Origin of the sequence: Shewanella psychropiezotolerans, assembly GCF_007197555.1 — a bacterium.
GTDB lineage: Bacteria > Pseudomonadota > Gammaproteobacteria > Enterobacterales > Shewanellaceae > Shewanella > Shewanella psychropiezotolerans.
The window spans coordinates 2,718,475-2,737,406 of record NZ_CP041614.1 but is presented as its reverse complement, the minus strand read 5'-3'; the positions used below and the strand labels follow the sequence as shown (position 1 = coordinate 2,737,406).

The following is an 18,932-nucleotide window of genomic DNA, read 5'->3' as shown; positions in this document are numbered from 1 at the left end:
AAGCTGCTAGTGGCTGGTATGGTCAAAAATCACTTCCAAATTTAGAGGACAAGTGCCTTGGACACTTTCTCATACAGATCTTTCGACAAATCTGGTAGACCTAAGATACGCTCGAGGGATGCTTTCATCATAGCCTGTCTGGTTGAATCAAACTTTTTAAATTGAATCAAAGGCGTAATGATACGCGCAGCTACCTGAGGGTTCACCTTATTAAGCTTGATGATCGCATCGGTTAAAAAGTCATAGCCCTTACCTTGGATATCATGAAATTGAACCAGATTACCGGCGGCGAAAGCAGCGACTAATGATCTAACCCTATTAGGATTTGAGTAGCTAAAAGACTCATGTTCAGTCAAGGCCACTAAGGTGTCCAAACAATTATCATCACCACAAGTCGCATGTAACGTCAGCCATTTATCCATCACTAATGGCGTCGCTTTCCACTTAGTTTCATAATCAGACATCAGCTCAGTTCTGATAGGTGATGCCTCACCATTCACGGCTTGAAGCGCCCCTAAACTATCAGTCATATTCTCCGCGTGACGATACTGTTTCTCGGCGTAGTCTTGATATTCATCAGAGACTTTTTGAAGCAGGAGTAGACAGATATTTTTAAGCGCACGAGCAGCGGCATTATCGAGTCCAACCAGTTCACGATAGCGAGTGAGTAACTCATCTTCACAGGCATTGGCTATCTCTTCTGCTACATAGTCTCGCGCCGTCGCTAAGGCATCGAGCTCTACCGATTCAACTTGCTCTATGAGGGCGGAAACACTCGGCAAAGTAAAGATTTCTGCGACTAAGGCAAGATCTAAGCTTTCAGAGAGCAGCACACCTCGATAGGCATCAACGACTCTGGGATCGACATGCATGGCTTGATTGAGCTGTAACTTAGCGACATTGTCCCAAATCGACTGGCTTACCAGAGTCACTGATGCTTCCCAACGAGCGACTTCACTGTTGGCAAATCTCATTAGATGGACCAATTGCTCAATGGAATAGTCGAATACCAATTTAACTGGTGCAGAGAAATTCTGCAGTAAAGATGGCACAGGTTTCTGATTGATATCATTAAAGGTAAACTCTTGGCTTGCCAGTTTAACATCGAGCACTTCGCTCAACATCGACTCACCTTGACTGGATAACAACTCCAAATCGAAGGGAATATGCAGCGCTTGCTTGTCTTTTTGCTCGGCCGACTCAGGAGTGCTCTGCTTAATCCTTAAACGGTAACACGCGTTTGCCTCATCATAATCTTCTTCAACCGTCACCATTGGGGTGCCCGACTGACTGTACCACAGCCTAAATTGAACCAGATCTACGCCGCTCGCATCTTGCATTGCGGCAACGAAATCATCACAAGTGACCGCCTGACCATCATGACGCTCGAAGTACAACTGCATTCCGGCCTGAAATTTCTGTTCCCCGAGTAAGGTATGCATCATCCGAATCACTTCGGCACCTTTGTTATATACAGTGACCGTATAAAAGTTATTCATCTCGATGACAGATTCGGGACGTATAGGATGAGCCATTGGGCCTGAGTCTTCGGCAAACTGCTGATTCTTTATCACCTTAATGGCATGAATACGGTTAACCGCTCTCGATCCCAGATCTGAACTAAATTCTTGATCTCTGAACACTGTTAACCCCTCTTTGAGGCTCAACTGGAACCAGTCTCTGCAAGTCACCCGATTTCCTGTCCAGTTATGGAAATACTCATGTCCCACTACAGCTTCGATGCCATGGTAATCATCATCGGTAGCAGAGCTGGTATCGGCTAACACATATTTAGTGTTGAAAACATTGAGTCCCTTGTTCTCCATGGCACCCATGTTGAAAAAATCCACCGCTACGATCATGTAGATATCGAGATCATACTCGAGATTAAAGCGTGACTCGTCCCACGCCATGGATTTTTTCAGTGACGCAATAGCATGATGCGCTTTATTTAAATTCCCTTTATCGACAAAAACCTGCAATTTTACGGCTTTATTACTACGGGTAATAAACTCATCTTCTAATAAGTCAAAATCACCGGCAACTAGGGCAAACAAGTAAGCAGGCTTAGGAAATGGATCATGCCACTTGGCAAAGTGACGGTCGTCATCGAGATCGCCCTTTTCGACCGGATTACCATTGCTTAAAAGATAAGGGAAAGCGGCCTTATCGGCTTCTATACGCACCGTATAGATGGCCAACACATCGGGTCTATCTAGGAAGTAGGTGATTCGTCTGAAGCCTTCGGCCTCACACTGAGTACAATATGCCCCATCTGACATGTAGAGGCCTTCGAGGCTCAAGTTTGCCTCCGGGTCTAGCTGAGTCACTATCTCGAGTTCAAACTCATCGAGCTCTGTATCTATACTCAGGCTCGTTAATCCTTGCTTGTAACTGACATCTTCACCATTGATCTTCACCGATAAGACTTTCATCTCATCACCATCGAGTAACAAGCTTGGCGCTTGTTTGTCTCGTCTAACCACCTGGCTCTTAGCGATCACTTGAGTTTCTTTCCCATCTAAGTTAAAGCTCAAGTCCAGATGAGTGATGCTGAATCTAGGTGCGGCGTAGTCTTTTAGGTATTTTGCTTGTGCTTGTGTCATAAACAGACCTTAAATCCTTTTCAACGCTTATGTCGTCATAAGCTGAATAATAAATATAAAAAAACGCGCTCGAAGCGCGTTTTTAAAAATCATATCAATCTAGTGTGATTCGTTCTTGGCAAGCCTTTCTATGTCGACAAGATCTAAGGTGATATAGACAGTTTCATCGAGGAAGGCATCTGGGATGTTAACTTCTTCCTCATCCGACTTTGCATCTTTATCATCGCTACTCGTCTCATCTTCATCATCCAATGTTTTGACGATTTCTAAGCCTTGTTTAACACGACGTTCATTGAGTCTCTCGAGCTGTTTCTTTTCATTGCTTTCGCGCTCATCAACACGCTCACTCTCGACTAATGACACAGTAGTTTCATTGTGATGCAGCTTAAACTCGGCGATATCTTTGTTAACATATCCAAACTCTACATCGGTTTTTATACGTTCTTGGTGTTTAGAGTCTAAGCTAGTCACCAGATTAGGATTAATGTCTCCTAACGTACCGTATTGAGCCACAGGCACCTTGTCCCAAGGCAGTGCATTCTCTTCTTCGGCCTCACCATACTCACCCGGCTCTAATGCGCTCGGGAAAGATATGTCGGGTGTCACACCTTTGAGTTGAGTGCTGCCACCATTGATGCGATAGAACTTAGCTATGGTGTATTGCACGTGGCCGATAGGTTTTTCATACATGTCATAGATGCGACCAAGGCTCTTGTGTTGCTGCACAGTACCTTTACCAAATGTAGATTCACCTACAATTAGCGCACGATCGTAATCTTGCAGTGCCGCAGCAAAAATTTCTGATGCCGATGCGCTGTATCTGTCCACCATCACAGTCAATGGACCGCTGTAGCTGGTTCGGCCATCATTGTCACGATTCTGAGAAACTTTACCGTTAGCATCTCTAATCTGAACCACCGGACCTTGCTCGATAAACAATCCAGTCAACAAAGTGGCCTCAGTTAATGCGCCACCACCATTTCCCCTAAGGTCGATGATGATACCTTCAACTTGGGCTTCTTTAAGTTTAACCAGCTCTTTAGACACATCTTTCGATAAGTCCATATAGAAACCGGGGATCTGAATGACGCCAATTTTACGATTTGCGTAGAGGCCATTATCAGGCTCTATCACTTCGGATGTTGCCGCTCTGTCTTCGAGACGTATTTTATCTCTGACGATGACGACTTCAAAAGATTTCGCCGAAGAGCCACCCTTTTTAGGTAAAATTTGCAGTACAACTTTACTGCCTTTAGGGCCCTTTATCAGTTCGACCACATCATCTAATCGCCAACCGATAACATCGACGATCTCCTTACCCTCTTGACCTACGCCAATAATTTTATCTTCTGGAGATAATTTTGCACTGGTCGCAGCTGGGCCACCAGCCACAAGACTCTTGATAACTGTGTAGTCATCATCCATCTGCAGTACCGCCCCGATCCCCTCAAGGCTCAGGTTCATCTCCATCTGGAAGCGTTCGGCATTACGGGGGAAAGGTAACTCGTGTGTGGTTCGACCGTACGAGAGAAGGCATTCATCACACCTTGGAATACATCTTCACTCTTAGTCTGACTCAAACGTTTTATCGCATTGTTATAGCGCTTTTCAAGCACAGGAACGATCTCTTCCCATGTCTTACCGGTCAATTTAAGATTTAATGCATCGTATTTGACACGTTGACGCCAAAGCTCATCCACTTCCGCTTCATCTTTAGGCCAGGTCGCATCTTCACGATCATACTGATACTTATCATTAGGGACCGTAAAGTCTATCTCTTTGTCTAATAGGGTGAGTGCGTAGGCAAAACGGTCGTAACGTCTTTTTTGAACCCGTTCGAACATCTTATAAGCAGGTGTTAAATCACCACTCTTAAGCATGTCATCGAACTGTTTAGAAAATACTTGAAAGCTGTCCAGATCACTCTGAAGCAGCACATTACGTCGGTAATCGAGCTGCTTTAGATATCGTTTAAACACTTGCTCGGAAAACGCATCATCTAAATCGAATCTGTGATAGTGAGAACGAGTGAAAAGGCCAGTCACGCGCTTGCTCGCAACTTTGTGTTGCGGCTCCTGCGTTAAGGCGGGTAACTCGCTGAATGGAATTGTAGGGGTTAACGCCCACGCCGAGAATCCGACAAAAATACTGGCGATTGAGACAGCCAGGGAAATTTTTCGCATCAACAAGTTACTCCTTTACTAAAATTAAAGCATGATGTGCTCAACACTAACTTTTATGGTTAGGCCAGAGTCCAATTGGACTTGAACATCATTTCTCTTAATATCAACGATAACACCAGAAACTGGCGACTTACCTAGTTTGACACTAACACGCTGATTTTGTTTCAGCTCATTTAACACTGCTGGCGTCAAATTAACAACAGGCGCAGGCTCTTTCGCTGGCTTTTTAGCCACTGGCTTGACTCGTTTAGGCGCGGGTTTCTTGGCTTGCTTAGCAGCTTGCCCTTCCTTCCTTGCCGCCGCCGCTTTCGCTACGCGTTTCGCCTTTGCTTTTTCCTGACTCTCTTTAAGCGTCGATTGCGCGTGTTCGACATGCTCTTGCTCTAACTCACCACACTCTTTTCCTTCGAGGTCGATTCGCTGAACACCTGCTTTTACGCCCTTCAGATAACGCCAACTACTAGTATAGCGTCTCAAAGCAATTCTCAATTGAGTTTTACTGACTTTAGAATCATCAGCTAACCTTTCAGCCAACTCCTGAAACAATCCAATTTTTAAAGGTTTAGTTTCGCCTTCGGCAATAAAGCACAAAGGAAATGTTTCATATAAATACGCAAGAATTGCGTTGGTGTCGGTCAACTTGTCTGTTGATTCCATTATTTCTTCCACAGTTTAAAAGGGGCACTGCCTAGACAGAAAGTAGGCTATACAGTGTCGTTTATATTTGTCTTTCGCGGGCTCAATCAGATAATCCTCAACAGAATTATCGAGACGCAGCTCAAACACGGCAGACATACTCTAGCAATTACAATTAACAAACGCCAAGCATTCATTCCCAAATGAGGGATATCCTCGACGTCCTTAGTATTCGAACCGCCTATTATAAACCCCAGTTTGACGATTGCGAACACGAATTATGAAAAATTGGTTATAGTTTAGCCAAATAACGCATTTTCGAAGCTTGAGACTAAGTTTTCTAGCCCAATTTGATCGTTCTCATCGAATCGAGCTAGCTTAGGGCTGTCTATATCCAAAACGGCGATGAGTCGGTTATCCCTAAGAACGGGGATGACTATTTCAGAATTACTCGCCGCGTCGCAAGCAATATGCCCTGAAAATTGATGAACATCTGCCACTCTAAGTGTTTTTTTCTCTGATGCCGCCGAGCCACAGACTCCCCTGCCCAGAGGTATACGCGTACAGGCAACCCGGCCCTGAAATGGGCCTAACACTAGCTGCTCATCTTTTAGCAGATAGAACCCCACCCAATTTAGATCTTCGAGTGAGTCATTGAGTAAGGCGGAAAAGTTGGCCATCGCTGCCACTAAGTCATCTTCCCCCTGAAGAAGGGCTTGTGCTTGACGGTTCAGCGTTTGATAAAATTCAGTTTTCATACAAACTTCCTAACACTTTATTTTTTTGTATCGACATTTTTAGCGTCGGCTTTCTTAGTCTTTTTTTTAATTTCTGTCGTCTCTGTTTTCTGAGGTACCACGCCTTTAAGCAAACTGAGCAATAAGTCCTTGTGTTGAGCAAGATAAAAACTCAGTTTTTCACAGGTGACTTCATCTATCTCTAATTCTGACTCAGCTAAGAAGGGGGTTAGGTTATCGGCGATATCAAGCATCTTATCGTAGGCATCAGCCTCCTTCTTAGATGTGAATGTCATTTTCTCAACCCCCTCTCTGACCACTACAAATTTAGTTACAACCGCCATAACGTCCCTCTCACTGTTTATATATACAGTTGTAGGGTCTCATAAAAATAACTTCTTATGCAAGTATTCTGGAAAATCTGATATTATCTGTCTGATTATAGAGTGATATCTATCAGGTTTTTCCAACTAAGCATGACTCAATGACAAGCAGTTCAGACGAATTAACACATTTCGTCGAGCCAAGTATTAACAAGAAAAGGGATGTGTAAGAAAGGGTGAAATTACTTACGGAACATGAGTGTGCAGATACCAGTGTGACCCTGTGTCGTTCTTGTGATCTTGTGATAAGGAAGCGAGCCTTGCCTTCGTCTGTTCGTGCCTTATGCCCTCGATGTCATACTCCCATCTATGATGCACCATATTGTTCCTTAAACGGCATGTTAGCCCTGTGCCTCACCGCGATTATTTTTTTCATCCCGGCAAACTTACTCCCCGTTCTCGAGTTACATTTTCTTGGCAGCATCAGGACCACAACCATATCCGAAGGTGCCATGGCTGTAGCAAACCAAGGTTATTGGGTCGTCGCCATTGCCGTTCTCACCTCGGCGGTCATCGCACCTGGTTTACTGCTTTTATCTGTGCTGTCGCAAATTTTAATTATCAAGTATCGACTGCAGGTGCCTTTTTTTCGAGATATATTGAAGCGCCTGCTTAAATATCATGGTCTACTCTCACAACTCACCATGTTAGAAATTTATATGATCAGTATTTTCGTTTCCGTCTTTCAACTCACGGACTATACCGATATCTATCTGGGAATGGGCACCTTCTGTTTTGCCATGTTATTTCTGGTAACCCTATTTTTACAGCGTGAATATCATCTCGAACATATGTGGAGTGTATTAGATGACTAGCCCCTCTGAGCAGCCACAGAGAAACCAAGGGAAAGATTTAGGCCTGACGCTCTGTCCTTCATGCCAACAGTTGATGTCCCACAAGGCAACCCATTGTTCAAGGTGTGGCTCAACACTCGCATTTCGTGATTATTCCAGCCTGCAAAAAAGTTGGGCCTTGCTGATAACCGCCGCCATTTTATTGATCCCGGCAAATATTTATCCGATCACTATCTTTACCAGTCAGGGACAGACACGTCACGATACTATTTTTACCGGTATCACCCACCTTATCGATCTGAATATTCTGCCGATTGCAGTCATATTATTTACCGCCAGTATCTTAGTTCCTATTTTAAAAATCTGTGGCTTGACTATCTATCTGCTAGCCATCAGTTTCCGTCTGCCCATCTCCAAGAAGAGGTTGATGGTCGGCTTTCATGTTATTGAATGGATAGGTCGATGGTCAATGCTTGACCTGTTTGTCATATCTATTACCGCTGCGGTGGTCAATATGGGGCAATTGCTCGATGCAAAGCCCGGACCTGCCGCTACCGCATTTGCTTTAGTGATTTTACTGACACAAATTGCCGCTAAAGTACTTGATACTCGTTTACTCTGGGATCGATTGGAATCGCAAGATGACACAAATAGAAACACCGAAAGTAGTTAAGAAGAAGCTTTTTTCGCCTATCTGGCTTCTCCCCCTTGTGGCTATTGCCCTAGGGTCCTGGTTAGGCATAAAAAGCATAAGAGAAGCCGGTATTGAAGTGCGTATCCACTTCCCCAGCGCGACTGGGATTGATGTCGGTAAGACCTTAGTACGCTATCAAGGGCTGACGGTGGGTAAAGTCGTCGATATTGGCATCGATGACGAGCTACAAGGCGTTAATGTCGATCTAAAGATGGATTACCGAGCGGATCCATTTTTGAATGAGCAAACCAAATTTTGGCTAGTCACACCTAAAGCCTCGATCACAGGGGTAGAAGGTTTAGATGCGCTTTTCTCAGGGAATTATATCGCCATTCAACCTGGTGGAGGTCAGTCTCAATCCTTTTTCGAAGCCGAAACGGATGCCCCAGCCATGCTGCCGGGAAGCGATGGTTTAGTCATTGAATTAACAGCCGATACCTTAGGGTCTTTGGATGTAGGCTCACAAATATTCTATCGACAGATCCCCGTCGGAGAAATCATCAGCTATCATCTCGAAGGCTCGAGGCAAATTTTACTGAGCGCATTTATCAAGAAGCAATACACTCATTTGGTAAAGACGGACTCTCAATTCTGGAACGTGTCCGGACTCCATATCACCGCCTCGCTCTCTGGCATAGAGATCAGATCCGAAAGCCTGTCGTCTATTCTTGCCGGAGGCCTTAGTTTTAGCTCTTCCGATGACTCTCAAAGAGCCGAAAATGGACACAGTTACCGAGTCTATGACAGCCAAGCATTAGCCCAAGGTGGCATCGAATTTGCTCTGACAGCCACTGAATCGGATGCTGTATCTACCGGCACGGCCATCGTTTTCAGAGGCATCAATATAGGTCGTATCACAGATACACATCTAACCGATACAGGTGTGGAATTCACCGCCAAAATTGATAAAGAATATGCCCAGTTGCTCTCAGGTACGTCTCACTTCTGGCTTGAGGGTGCCGATATATCCTTGTCTGGTATCAAGCATGCGGGGCGCTTGATCACAGGTAGTGTCATTAACTTTTCACCAGGAAGCGGAGAGCCTAAACAGCAATACCCTTTATTGGAGATAGCACCGGATCAAGACGCACAATCTAAATTACTGTTAAATTTAACCGCCGAGAATAACCCGGGAGTCGGGATAGGGGCCGAAGTTCGTTATAAGCAATTGGCCATTGGCAAGGTCAATTCCGTCAGCCTTAATCAGGCATTAACTGGCGTAGAATACCAGATTGAGATCTGGCCTGAGTTTACTGATTTAGTTAATACCGATAGCTATTTCATCCCCGAATCGGCCCTGTCAATCGAGGCATCCCTCGATGGTATATCAGTGAAAACCCGTGACCTATCGACCTTGACAAAAGGCGCTATCAGCCTGATTCAGGGGGCCAGTAAAACCGTGGCAAAAAATCATGCACAACTGGCTTTGTTTCTCTCAACAGATGCGGCTGATGATTATTTTGACAAGCTAAATCAGTTTACATTATCCCTGATGAGTACCGATGGAGCAGATCTGTCATCGGGATCGCCTGTCTACTATCAAAAAATGCAGATAGGCCAGGTCGACGAGGTTAACTGGAGCTCGGCTAATGAAAACTTCAACATTAACATCAGCATTCGAAACCAATTCAAGCCATTAGTCAAAACCAATAGCGTTTTTTGGCGAAACAGTGCCGTCACAGTCAATGCCGGTCTCTCTGGCATAGAAATCGATGTAGCGCCTATACAGGGAGCATTAAAAGGCAGCATCACACTCGGATTGCTCGACGATGAGGATATAGGCTCTCAAACTCACCTGTATGAATCTAAATCCCTGGCACTGGCTCAGGCAAAACCCATCAAGCTCACCTTCCCCGCCGATGTCAAGTTAGCGGCCAAGGCCCCTATACGTTACTTAGGCCACAAGGTGGGCGCTGTCGAACGTGTCACCTTGAATAAAGACCTGATAAGCGTCAGCGTTGATGCCTATCTATATGGGGATTATGCCCAACATTTTACTCAAGAAGACGCCGAGTATTTCCTCGTCGACGCTCAAATTTCTCTCGCCGGTATTAAAGCGCCTGAAACCTTAATAACCGGCCCCTATATCGGCGTCAAACCTGGGGTAAGCACTCAAATCCGTACTCAGTTTATCGGTGAAGTGACCCCAGTTATACAGGCCAAAAAAGACTGGTTACAATTCACTCTCGAAGACACTAATCTGGGCTCAATTAAAGCCGGAACCCCTATTGTTTTTAGGGGCATAAGCATTGGTGCTATCGATGCTTATCAGTTAGCCGATACGGGTAACTCGGTACAGATGTTCGCCCATATCGATGGGGAATATCGTCACCTGGTCAACCAAACTAGTCAATTCTGGGATCTGTCTGGTGTAAAAATCGATGTAGGTCTCTTTTCAGGAGCTAAGATTGAGACAGGTTCATTAGAGAGCATACTAGCGGGTGGCGTAGGTGTAGTCACCGAGCAGCAAACCATGACGAGTAACATGCTGACATCAGACGCGAGTTTCACCTTACATAAAAAACTCGAAGCTAAATGGTTAACATGGGCACCAGTCCAACTCAGCCAACAATAACCTCACAAATTAAGCATGACCAGGAGGAAAATATCCCCCTTCTGGCTGCTCTTTATTCGGCTCATTAACTATGCTCTCATTTACCAACTAAAGTGCTTATACTTACTTAAATCGGTATTAGTCTGGGAAGCTTAGATTGGTATTAGTCTTGGGAGATTTATGTCTAGAGAAATAATAAAAATAGCGGCAAAAAATTTAAAAAAAGCCGTTCCTTTGATGTTGAAGCACCAAATTCCCACCACGCCAACCAATTACGCGCTCTGGTATACCTATGTCTCAGAGCAAAGCCCAGAATTAAATAAACGACTCGACACGGTTATTGAGCAGCATCATACCTGCCCGCCCGTGAATGCAGAGATGCTATATCGTGAGTACGTGTCAGATCCCATCGAAGTCGATGTCCTCGACATGCGACAGAACCTTGAGGCTATGGCGACAGAACTATCTCACTCTCTCAAGGATACTAACTTAGACGCCACTCAATTTCAGCGCCGTATCGACAGTAATTTCGAGAAGTTAAACCGGATAGAAGAGGAAGGCGTCAGTTTAGAGAAGGTACTCGGTATCGTCAGAAGCTTAGTCAAAGAGTCCGACGACATACGTTCGAGCACACAATATTTCACTGGCCAACTCAGTAAAGCCCAACAAGAGATAGATGCATTAAAGCAGCAACTCGCAAAATCTGAACAAATCATGCTGTACGATGCACTAACGGGTATCTTCAATCGCCGCGCATTCGATAACGATCTAAGAGGCTCCCTGAGTCAATCACCTGACGGCTTATGCCTCATCCTGGTGGATATTGACCATTTCAAGGCATTTAATGACAATTATGGTCATCAATTAGGCGACCAAGTCCTTAAAGCGGTCGCTAAGCGATTGCAGGAAGCCTGCAGAGATGGTGCAAAAATATATCGATATGGTGGAGAGGAGTTTGCCGTCATCATACCTAGAAGCCAACTTAGCTCCTCTCGTCATCTGGCCGAAGCCATGCGCAGGGGGCTGGAAAAAGTCTCCCTTAAAGATAGAAGAAAAGACGTTAGAATCAATAAGATCACTGCATCATTTGGCGTCGCACAGTGGGATAAAAACCTCGAGGGCGCTGAGCTTATAGAGAGAGCGGACAAACTTCTCTATGAGGCCAAACGTCTGGGGCGAAACAGGGTCATGCCCATTCCCAGCTAGAACATTCGTCGCTACACAGGCAGCGCCCTCACTATGAGTCTATACGGGCTGCCTGTTTGTAGGGCATTAAATGGATAACAAGTGATCAGGGTCAGCTGGTCATGATAACTTGGCATCAACGCACGAGTGTCAGATTCGTGCACAATTTGAGTCGAGGATACCCGGTACAGACTCGTCTGCTTATCTGCGTCTTGAAATTTTAGCACCCGTCCTGCTTTAATCCCGTTAAGCACAGAAAAGTGCGTATCATTATGACCCGCTATGATCCTGTTCCCCCCTTGGGTCTGCAAGCCTCCGCCCTGAACCATAGTTGGCCCGAAGGCTAGATTTCTGCCCGATGCACCGGACAGCACATAAAAAGTTCTGTCTTCACTGTCTACATTATCTGCCGTCATCAAGGTCAGTTTAGCCACAGGGTAAGTATCAGCCCAGCTCCATGGTTTATGGGGTCGCTTATCCTCTAAGGTTTGTCGCCATGCTTGCTCAATGAGATATTGTGCGAAGTACGCCTTAGCCTGCATATATGAGCCTCCTCCCAAGAATAACAGTCCGGTCAATATCACAGTGCAGCAAAGCCCGGTTCGCCAGCCCTGTAAACGACTCATGTCTCCAGGCCTTTTGCTGACACATGTCCGTCACCGCCAGTCTTAATTGACACTGTTTGTCGCCTTTTCTGAGCAGCTAAACTACGGAGCATACTCAACCCAGCTCCCTTATCAAGGCTAAAGCTTGCCAGATAGGCTAAACCTAGACCCAACAAGATCATGCCCATCATGATAAGCAAGCGACTCTCCCCCCCAGTCTGAGGCAAATAGCCCACTGGGGGTTGCCAGCCAAATGGCGTGGACTGCACCACACTGGCATTATTTGACACCACAGACGAAGGCTTTGCAGGAATGCTCTCAACCGCCACTAAACTAGTATACTGGCTCACCAGGTGATATTTGAGCGCCAAAGCCGTCACCTGTTTTTTTACTCTGGCTTGGTTAGCCCCATTTTTACTCATCTCCAATGCGGCTATCTGCTTTCTGGCCCAGACAAGATCTAAACCTGCAGCGGATTTGCGCTCATTGAGAGACAAACTGCTATGCCAATATTGGTTACCTATCATGCCCGATACGATTAACTCAGAGGCCGAAGCCTGGTAAATCTTGGGACGCATCTTTATCGCGACTAACAAGGGTTCATTAGCATACAGATCCGCAATACTGATCGGCCAATGATCGGGAATAGTGCCATCGCCATAGCGAAGTTCAATATCAGTGATTTGAGGATGCTCAATTTTATACAGTAGCGATTCTATTTTCTGCTGCACCTCGTCCAGCTTACCTATGTAGGTGAAGCTCCCCCTACCTAGCTCAGCCGCTCTTTCCATAAAATGAGAATTAGGTGCCGAGCCTATGCCGATGGTGAACAGTCTCGAATGACCTATATGCTCCTCGATAAGACTGAACAAATCTCTCTCGTTCGCCACGGCCCCATCGGTCATAAACAATACTTGCTTCAACCGGGTACTGTCTGGGTCTGAATTATCTTCATTTTGCTGATAAGCCGAGTGCATCCCGGGAGCGAGCGCACGAGTCAGTGCAAAACCCATCTCTGTGCCCCCATCGGCCTTTAAGGTGCGTATAAACTGATTAGCCCTACCGATATTTTTTGCCGTGGCAGGCAGAGACTGTGCAGATAAAGCGTGCACATTTGAATTAAATTCGATGATATTGAAACTGTCACGCGTCCCTAATCCGGCTAATGCATAGCCCATTGCCTTCTTGGCTTGTGCTATTGCCTCACCGGACATGGACCCAGAGGTGTCGATAACGAGTATCAAGTCTCTGGCTATCGCGCTGATCGCACCAACCTCTGGGGGGATCAACATCAGTAAGGCATAGTCGCTGTCCTCTGGTGAAGAGTTTGCATCCTTATGGGTTTGGCCCTGCTGGGCATAGATGGCCGCAACGGGCTCACTCCCCGAAACAGGTGTCCATCTGAGGACAAAATCTCTGTTGGCAGGCGTATCGCCCGCTAACTTGAGCAGATATTGAGTATTAGTCACCGGCTGCTTATCAATATCATGGTAAACACTGGTTATCTCACTGAGCGCTATGCCCGCATCGAGATCTATCTCAATGTTGACCTTAGGACCTGCTGCTCTGAACTCCCCAAAGCCATAACTTGGGTCAACCAGCTGTGCCAACATTCTCTGTGTAGAAGGATAGGAATTATTCTTCCCGCCTCCTTGTTTGGGCACGTATCTTGGATTGACTAACATAGGAAACCTGAGGCTGAATTCACCTTTTTCATATTTCACCAGCTCTTGATAGCTTATCTGCACCACTAAGGTTTCACCCGGCCCCAGATTAGCAACAGATGTGGTAAAGATATTGGGTCTCGACTGCTCCACCAAGCTGGCTCTTTGACCTGTAGCTTTAGCCAGTTCAAACTGTTTTTTGGCCTCTTCCTTCTCTCTAACTTGCCCCTCTATTACCTTTTGCCCAACGATCAGGCGCATATGATCCACGGCAGCCTCATTGGGTAAAGGAAACAGGTAGCTACCATTAAGCCAATCGTCACTATCATTTATGAATGTCTGAGTCACTGTGACCCGATTAACCCAGCCAGAAACCTTCATCTGAACATCTGTGTTAAGCGGCATCGCCACCTGAGGCTCACTCTCTCCTTGCCTGTGATAAACAAAACTCCCTTGAGTTATCTCAACGGCACTCATGGCCTGAGCGACATTTATCCAAGATGCCATCATGATGACTATCCCGGATATGGCGAAGTTAAGCCCCCTCCTAAGAGGGGCTTGTAAATTCAAATAATGATCTAGACACAAACCTGTTCTCATCTTTATATTCCTTTATTATGAAAACCGCTTAATGGTTGGCAGCAATGGCCGTATCTTGTGACACAAATTTAATCGTGACCCTGCGATCGAAGAAGTCATTCTCAAAGCTCTGCTCAACGGTTATCGGCGCACTGGCACCGTATGCACTAGCAGTTAATCTTTGTTCATTCACCCCCTTGCTCACCAGGTAGTTCTTCACCTCGGCCACTCTCTGCTCAGACAAAGCCTGATTGTAGGTCGACTCTCCCCGGCGATCCGCATATCCGGTAAGATCTAACCTGAGGTCATCAGACATCTGCAGTGCACTCGCCAATTCATCCAATTGAGGTTGGAAATGTGTCTCTAACTGAGAAGAGCCTGTCTTAAATTGAATATTTAAGCCCAGCTCTAACTCCGTCAACTTCTGCTGCCTGGCCAACTTGAGTTCGGCCAGTTCATCTTGCACCGATTCATACTGATTAGAGATAAGCGCCAGAGACTGGTTATCTTCATTGAGTTGGTGAATGGTGGTTTCTTGCTCGCTTAACTTTACCTGTTGAGATTCTATCTCAGTATCATCTCCAACCGACTTACCGATAATGCCGCCGGTAAACGCACCGATGATAGCGCCAATGGGCCCGCCAACGACCGCGCCTAGGACAATTCCCGAGCCCACGCCGATCAACTCTTCATGGTGCTCTCTTTGATTTTCAGTGTCTGATGCATAGCCCATGTTCGAAAATGTTAATGAGCTCATCACTAATGCGGCAATCAATTGTTTGTTCATCTTATTATTTCCTACTGTCATTAATGTTATTTATGTGTTCTGTGAACGAAGAGTTCGCTTCAATTCGATATGAACATTAAAACGAATAGAGATGACTTTGACGGGGAGGAAAAATGGCATTGCGGGTATCAATTGTGGCAACAAAAAGGCAATCACTTAAGTTGGCTTTTTACCTCGTTGTTTTGCTGTATAGTCACACTCCAACAGGGTTATCCGGCAATAAAGTAAGCTGCCGACGATTATCAATTAGCTAGTGTCAAGATAATCGACTTTAAAAGGTTAAAGGTCATGAAACGTATCGCCATCGTTGAAGATGAAGTCGCCATTCGCGAAAACTATAAAGAAGTATTACAACAGCAAGGCTACAGCGTCCAAGCGTATGCTAATCGCCCTATGGCGATGCAGGCTTTTTTGACCCGACTCCCGGATCTGGCGATCATAGATATCGGGCTAGAAGATGAGATTGACGGTGGGTTCACCCTGTGTCAGTCCCTCAGGGCCATGTCGAGCAACCTGCCTATTATCTTTTTAACCGCCAGAGACAGTGATTTTGATACCGTATGTGGTCTCAGATTGGGCGCAGATGATTACTTGAGTAAGGATGTCAGTTTTCCACACTTGATTGCCAGACTGGCCGCCCTTTTTCGTCGTGCAGAGTTGCAGGGCAAAGAGATATTAGATGAAAACCTGCTGGAACGAGATAAGCTGGTCATCGACATCAACCGCATGCAAGTGTATTGGAACAAGACGCATATTGAACTCACTGTGACCGAATTCTGGATGGTGCACGCACTGGCAAAACGCCCTGGGCATGTTAAAAATCGACAAGAATTAATGCAGGAAGCTAAAATTTTTGTCGATGACAGCACCATCACGTCTCATGTGAAACGAATTAGAAAGAAATTCCTCGCCCTCGACGCAGATTTCGACTGTATAGATACCGTTTATGGTATGGGATACCGATGGGACCCTCAGGGCTAAGCTCGACTAATCAACGCCGCTTAATATGTTTAAACAAAGAGTATCGCTAGTGTTATATCGCCTCTTGGACATCAGAGCTAAAGCCTCTATGTATGCTTTCCTCATCGTTAGCAAGACAAAAAACAGCATGCGCAAGCATTGGGGCTGGTTAAAAACAAAACTGGTCAAGATAACCCCGGCCAAATTTTATAAAATAGCGAACAGGCTGAGCGAACTCTTTTTTCTGCTGAAACACAAATTATCTAAATTTCATCCTCCCATAGGCCTGAGATCGAAAGTCGCCATCTTATCTTTATTTCTCCTCTGCCTGCCCTGGTTAGGCTATCAATATGTGTGGGAGATGGAAAAATACCTGAGATACGGTCAGGAAAAAACACTCGAAGGCACCACGCAAGCGCTCGCAACCGCACTGCATGAACGCCCTAGCCTCTTTGACATACAGGCCAGTTTTCTTACTCAGGTAGAACAGGGGCGCGACCTATATGCTTACCCTTTAGCCGGACCCATTCAACTCGATGGAAAATTGAGTGACTGGGCCTCTTACCGCCACCGAAGTATCAATTATGGCGAAGACCATCTGATCTTTAAACGTTCAGCCGACGCTCCATTAAACGTCAGTTTTAAGCATATGGTAGGTAAATATGCTGGTTTCCTCTACGCCTTCTTCGAAGTGACAGATCCTCATGTGATCTATCGTGGCAGCAACAGTCTCAAAATCGATGTCAATGACCACCTGGCCATTGCCACATTGGCTCCCGATGGTAAATTCAAACGCTATATCATCGCCACTCAAAGAGATGGCTGGGTGAGTTCATATAAGCTGCCTGAAAACCCTAAAAAAAGAATGCCTGTCACGCCAGAGCTTAAAATTCAGGGAAAGTGGATTAAGACTGAAGCCGGTTACAATGTTGAGATACGCATGCCGCTGGATATGGTAGGTAGCAAACTGGGTTTCGCCATCTATGATGTCAATAATAAGCAGACACGCACTCTGGATGCCATCGTCGGCACATCGGCCATCGATGATGTAGAAAATTTGGGTACAGTCCTGGTGCCTTCTCCTGAAATAGAAAGCATCATCAAAGGGATGAGCCATAACAGTTCGCGTATTTGGGTAGTCGATAAACATGGACGCGTATTAGCCAAGTCCGGTGACATTCGTACAAGTAGCAGTGTCTGGACTCGAACTGTCCAAGACACACCCGATGACTCGTTTTGGGGTCACTTTAAGCGGGACTACCTTCACCGCTTCTATTATAAAATCTTAACCACCCCACCAAAAGATTTTATCGACTCCCTGCAGGACTCTACCGTTCTCAAAGGAAGTCACATCAAGAATGCACTCGCCGGCAGACAAGGCTCCACCTGGCGATTAACCCCGGACAATAAAGCCGTCATACTGGCAGCAGCCAGTCCCATCTGGATTGACGATAAGGTCATGGGGGTGGTGATAGCCGAGGAGACCACACATGGCATTCGTACTCTGCGTAACAAGGCGCTAGAGAAATTATTTAACGTCATCCTGACCATCATGAGCATGGGCACCTTAGCCCTGTTCTTTTTCGCTTCCAGTATATCCAGCAGGATAAGAAAACTCAGGGATGAAACCGAAGAAGCCATAGACAGCCAAGGCCGGATCAGAAAAACCATCCAGGGCTCTGAAGTCAGAGATGAAATTGGCGATCTTTCGAGGAGTTTTGCCAGTATTGTCGGCCGTCTGGGCCAATACACCCATTACCTGGAGAATATGTCTTCGCGCTTATCTCATGAGCTGAGAACCCCTGTGGCCGTAGTGCGTTCTTCATTGGAGCATCTGAGCCTACAACAATTAGATCCTGACACCCGAAAATACGTCGATAGGGCGGAAGAAGGCGTTAGCAGACTCAATATGATCCTCAATAACATGAGTGAAGCCACGCGTCTGGAGGAGAGCTTATCTCAAGCCGAAGTGGACATATTTCCCCTATCCAAGGTCATCTCAGGTTGTATGCAAGGTTATCAGCTCACCTATCCCAACAAGGAATTCCTAGTATCAATCATACAGGAGCCCTTGACTATGAGTGGTGTGCCCGAGTATATCGCTCAGCTCATGGATAAGCTGATTGCCAACGCGTTAGAATTCAGTACCGACAATACGCCCATTACAGTCACCCTAACGGCCAAGCACAGGCACGCAGAGCTGACCATTTCAAACTTCGGCCCCCTATTACCCGAAAAAATGGCTGAACAAATTTTCGAATCTATGGTCTCTGTACGCCAACAAAAAGCCCAAGATAAGCCCCATTTAGGCCTCGGACTCTATATCGCCCGGCTTATCACTGACTTCCACAAAGGCTCCATCAAGGCAAGAGATCTACAGACTCCAGATAAAAACGGTAAAGCTGGCGCTAATTTAGTCAATTCAGGCGTAGAGATCTTGGTGTCACTGCCTTATATAAAAGATTGAGCATCATCATAACTCACTGAATGTTGGTGAAGCGCTCTATCTATCTATCTTAAAAAGCAGAGATAGAGCAAACAGCACTCACTCTTCTCTTTAGCCAT

General features: G+C 45.8%; 13 protein-coding genes and 1 pseudogene. 6 read left to right on the top strand and 8 right to left on the bottom strand.

The window, feature by feature from the left end:
* Positions 1 to 41: 41 nt before the first annotated feature.
* The 5 genes and pseudogenes from pepN to FM037_RS12145 all read right to left on the bottom strand — a co-directional run bounded on the left by pepN (position 42) and on the right by FM037_RS12145 (position 6,506).
* Positions 42 to 2,606: an aminopeptidase N gene (gene pepN / locus FM037_RS12165; protein ID WP_144046224.1), complete on the bottom strand. Its 2,565-nt coding sequence runs from the start codon at positions 2,604 to 2,606 to the stop codon at positions 42 to 44.
* 99 nt (positions 2,607 to 2,705) lie between these two features.
* Positions 2,706 to 4,789: pseudogene (prc, locus tag FM037_RS12160) on the bottom strand (carboxy terminal-processing peptidase).
* Between the two features lie 24 nt (positions 4,790 to 4,813).
* Positions 4,814 to 5,446 carry an RNA chaperone ProQ gene (proQ, locus tag FM037_RS12155; RefSeq protein WP_144046223.1) on the bottom strand — a complete coding sequence of 211 codons (633 nt, stop codon included), beginning with the start codon at positions 5,444 to 5,446 and terminating at the stop codon, positions 4,814 to 4,816.
* A gap of 278 nt (positions 5,447 to 5,724) precedes the next feature.
* Positions 5,725 to 6,183 (bottom strand): GAF domain-containing protein, encoded by a 459-nt coding sequence (locus tag FM037_RS12150; RefSeq protein WP_144046222.1) that lies wholly within the window; start codon positions 6,181 to 6,183, stop codon positions 5,725 to 5,727.
* A 17-nt stretch (positions 6,184 to 6,200) separates the two neighbouring features.
* Positions 6,201 to 6,506 (bottom strand): YebG family protein, encoded by a 306-nt coding sequence (locus tag FM037_RS12145; protein WP_144046221.1) that lies wholly within the window; start codon positions 6,504 to 6,506, stop codon positions 6,201 to 6,203.
* Positions 6,507 to 6,721: 215 nt separating this feature from the next.
* Between FM037_RS12145 and FM037_RS12140 the strand changes: the two genes are divergently transcribed.
* The 4 genes from FM037_RS12140 to FM037_RS12125 all read left to right on the top strand — a co-directional run bounded on the left by FM037_RS12140 (position 6,722) and on the right by FM037_RS12125 (position 11,793).
* Positions 6,722 to 7,360, top strand: a complete 639-nt coding sequence (locus tag FM037_RS12140; protein ID WP_144046220.1) for a paraquat-inducible protein A — start codon at positions 6,722 to 6,724, stop codon at positions 7,358 to 7,360.
* Positions 7,353 to 8,012, top strand: a complete 660-nt coding sequence (locus tag FM037_RS12135) for a paraquat-inducible protein A (protein ID WP_144046219.1) — start codon at positions 7,353 to 7,355, stop codon at positions 8,010 to 8,012. Before FM037_RS12140 ends, FM037_RS12135 begins: the two co-directional genes overlap by 8 nt.
* The gene (locus FM037_RS12130) at positions 7,981 to 10,608 is read left to right on the top strand and encodes an MlaD family protein (protein WP_144046218.1); all 2,628 of its coding nucleotides are present in this window, start codon (positions 7,981 to 7,983) and stop codon (positions 10,606 to 10,608) included. Before FM037_RS12135 ends, FM037_RS12130 begins: the two co-directional genes overlap by 32 nt.
* A 159-nt stretch (positions 10,609 to 10,767) precedes the next feature.
* On the top strand, positions 10,768 to 11,793 hold the full coding sequence (locus FM037_RS12125; protein ID WP_144046217.1) for a GGDEF domain-containing protein: 1,026 nt from the start codon (positions 10,768 to 10,770) through the stop codon (positions 11,791 to 11,793).
* Positions 11,794 to 11,804: 11 nt separating this feature from the next.
* Here FM037_RS12125 and FM037_RS12120 read toward each other — a convergent pair whose 3' ends face one another.
* Genes FM037_RS12120 through pdsO form a run of 3 tightly spaced genes read right to left on the bottom strand, consistent with a single transcriptional unit; the run spans position 11,805 to position 15,407 of the window.
* Complete coding sequence (locus tag FM037_RS12120) at positions 11,805 to 12,398, bottom strand: class GN sortase (protein WP_144046216.1); 594 nt, start codon at positions 12,396 to 12,398, stop codon at positions 11,805 to 11,807.
* Entirely contained in the window at positions 12,395 to 14,641 is a 2,247-nt protein-coding gene (locus FM037_RS12115; protein ID WP_144046215.1) for a marine proteobacterial sortase target protein, read from the bottom strand. Before FM037_RS12115 ends, FM037_RS12120 begins: the two co-directional genes overlap by 4 nt.
* A 28-nt stretch (positions 14,642 to 14,669) precedes the next feature.
* On the bottom strand, positions 14,670 to 15,407 hold the full coding sequence (gene pdsO, locus FM037_RS12110) for a sortase-associated OmpA-like protein PdsO (RefSeq protein ID WP_185977017.1): 738 nt from the start codon (positions 15,405 to 15,407) through the stop codon (positions 14,670 to 14,672).
* A gap of 288 nt (positions 15,408 to 15,695) precedes the next feature.
* Between pdsO and pdsR the strand changes: the two genes are divergently transcribed.
* Positions 15,696 to 16,388, top strand: a complete 693-nt coding sequence (pdsR, locus tag FM037_RS12105) for a proteobacterial dedicated sortase system response regulator (protein ID WP_144046213.1) — start codon at positions 15,696 to 15,698, stop codon at positions 16,386 to 16,388.
* 49 nt (positions 16,389 to 16,437) lie between these two features.
* Positions 16,438 to 18,834, top strand: coding sequence for a proteobacterial dedicated sortase system histidine kinase (gene pdsS, locus FM037_RS12100; protein WP_229381165.1), 2,397 nt, complete (start codon positions 16,438 to 16,440; stop codon positions 18,832 to 18,834).
* Positions 18,835 to 18,932: the final 98 nt, after the last annotated feature.

Coding starts and splice junctions, on each gene's coding strand:
- pepN (WP_144046224.1), bottom strand. CDS start 2,606: ATGACACAAGCACAAGCAAAATACCTAAAAGACTACGCCGCACCTAGA.
- proQ (WP_144046223.1), bottom strand. CDS start 5,446: ATGGAATCAACAGACAAGTTGACCGACACCAACGCAATTCTTGCGTAT.
- FM037_RS12150 (WP_144046222.1), bottom strand. CDS start 6,183: ATGAAAACTGAATTTTATCAAACGCTGAACCGTCAAGCACAAGCCCTT.
- FM037_RS12145 (WP_144046221.1), bottom strand. CDS start 6,506: ATGGCGGTTGTAACTAAATTTGTAGTGGTCAGAGAGGGGGTTGAGAAA.
- FM037_RS12135 (WP_144046219.1), top strand. CDS start 7,353: ATGACTAGCCCCTCTGAGCAGCCACAGAGAAACCAAGGGAAAGATTTA.
- FM037_RS12130 (WP_144046218.1), top strand. CDS start 7,981: ATGACACAAATAGAAACACCGAAAGTAGTTAAGAAGAAGCTTTTTTCG.
- FM037_RS12125 (WP_144046217.1), top strand. CDS start 10,768: ATGTCTAGAGAAATAATAAAAATAGCGGCAAAAAATTTAAAAAAAGCC.
- FM037_RS12120 (WP_144046216.1), bottom strand. CDS start 12,398: ATGAGTCGTTTACAGGGCTGGCGAACCGGGCTTTGCTGCACTGTGATA.
- FM037_RS12115 (WP_144046215.1), bottom strand. CDS start 14,641: ATGAGAACAGGTTTGTGTCTAGATCATTATTTGAATTTACAAGCCCCT.
- pdsO (WP_185977017.1), bottom strand. CDS start 15,407: ATGAACAAACAATTGATTGCCGCATTAGTGATGAGCTCATTAACATTT.
- pdsR (WP_144046213.1), top strand. CDS start 15,696: ATGAAACGTATCGCCATCGTTGAAGATGAAGTCGCCATTCGCGAAAAC.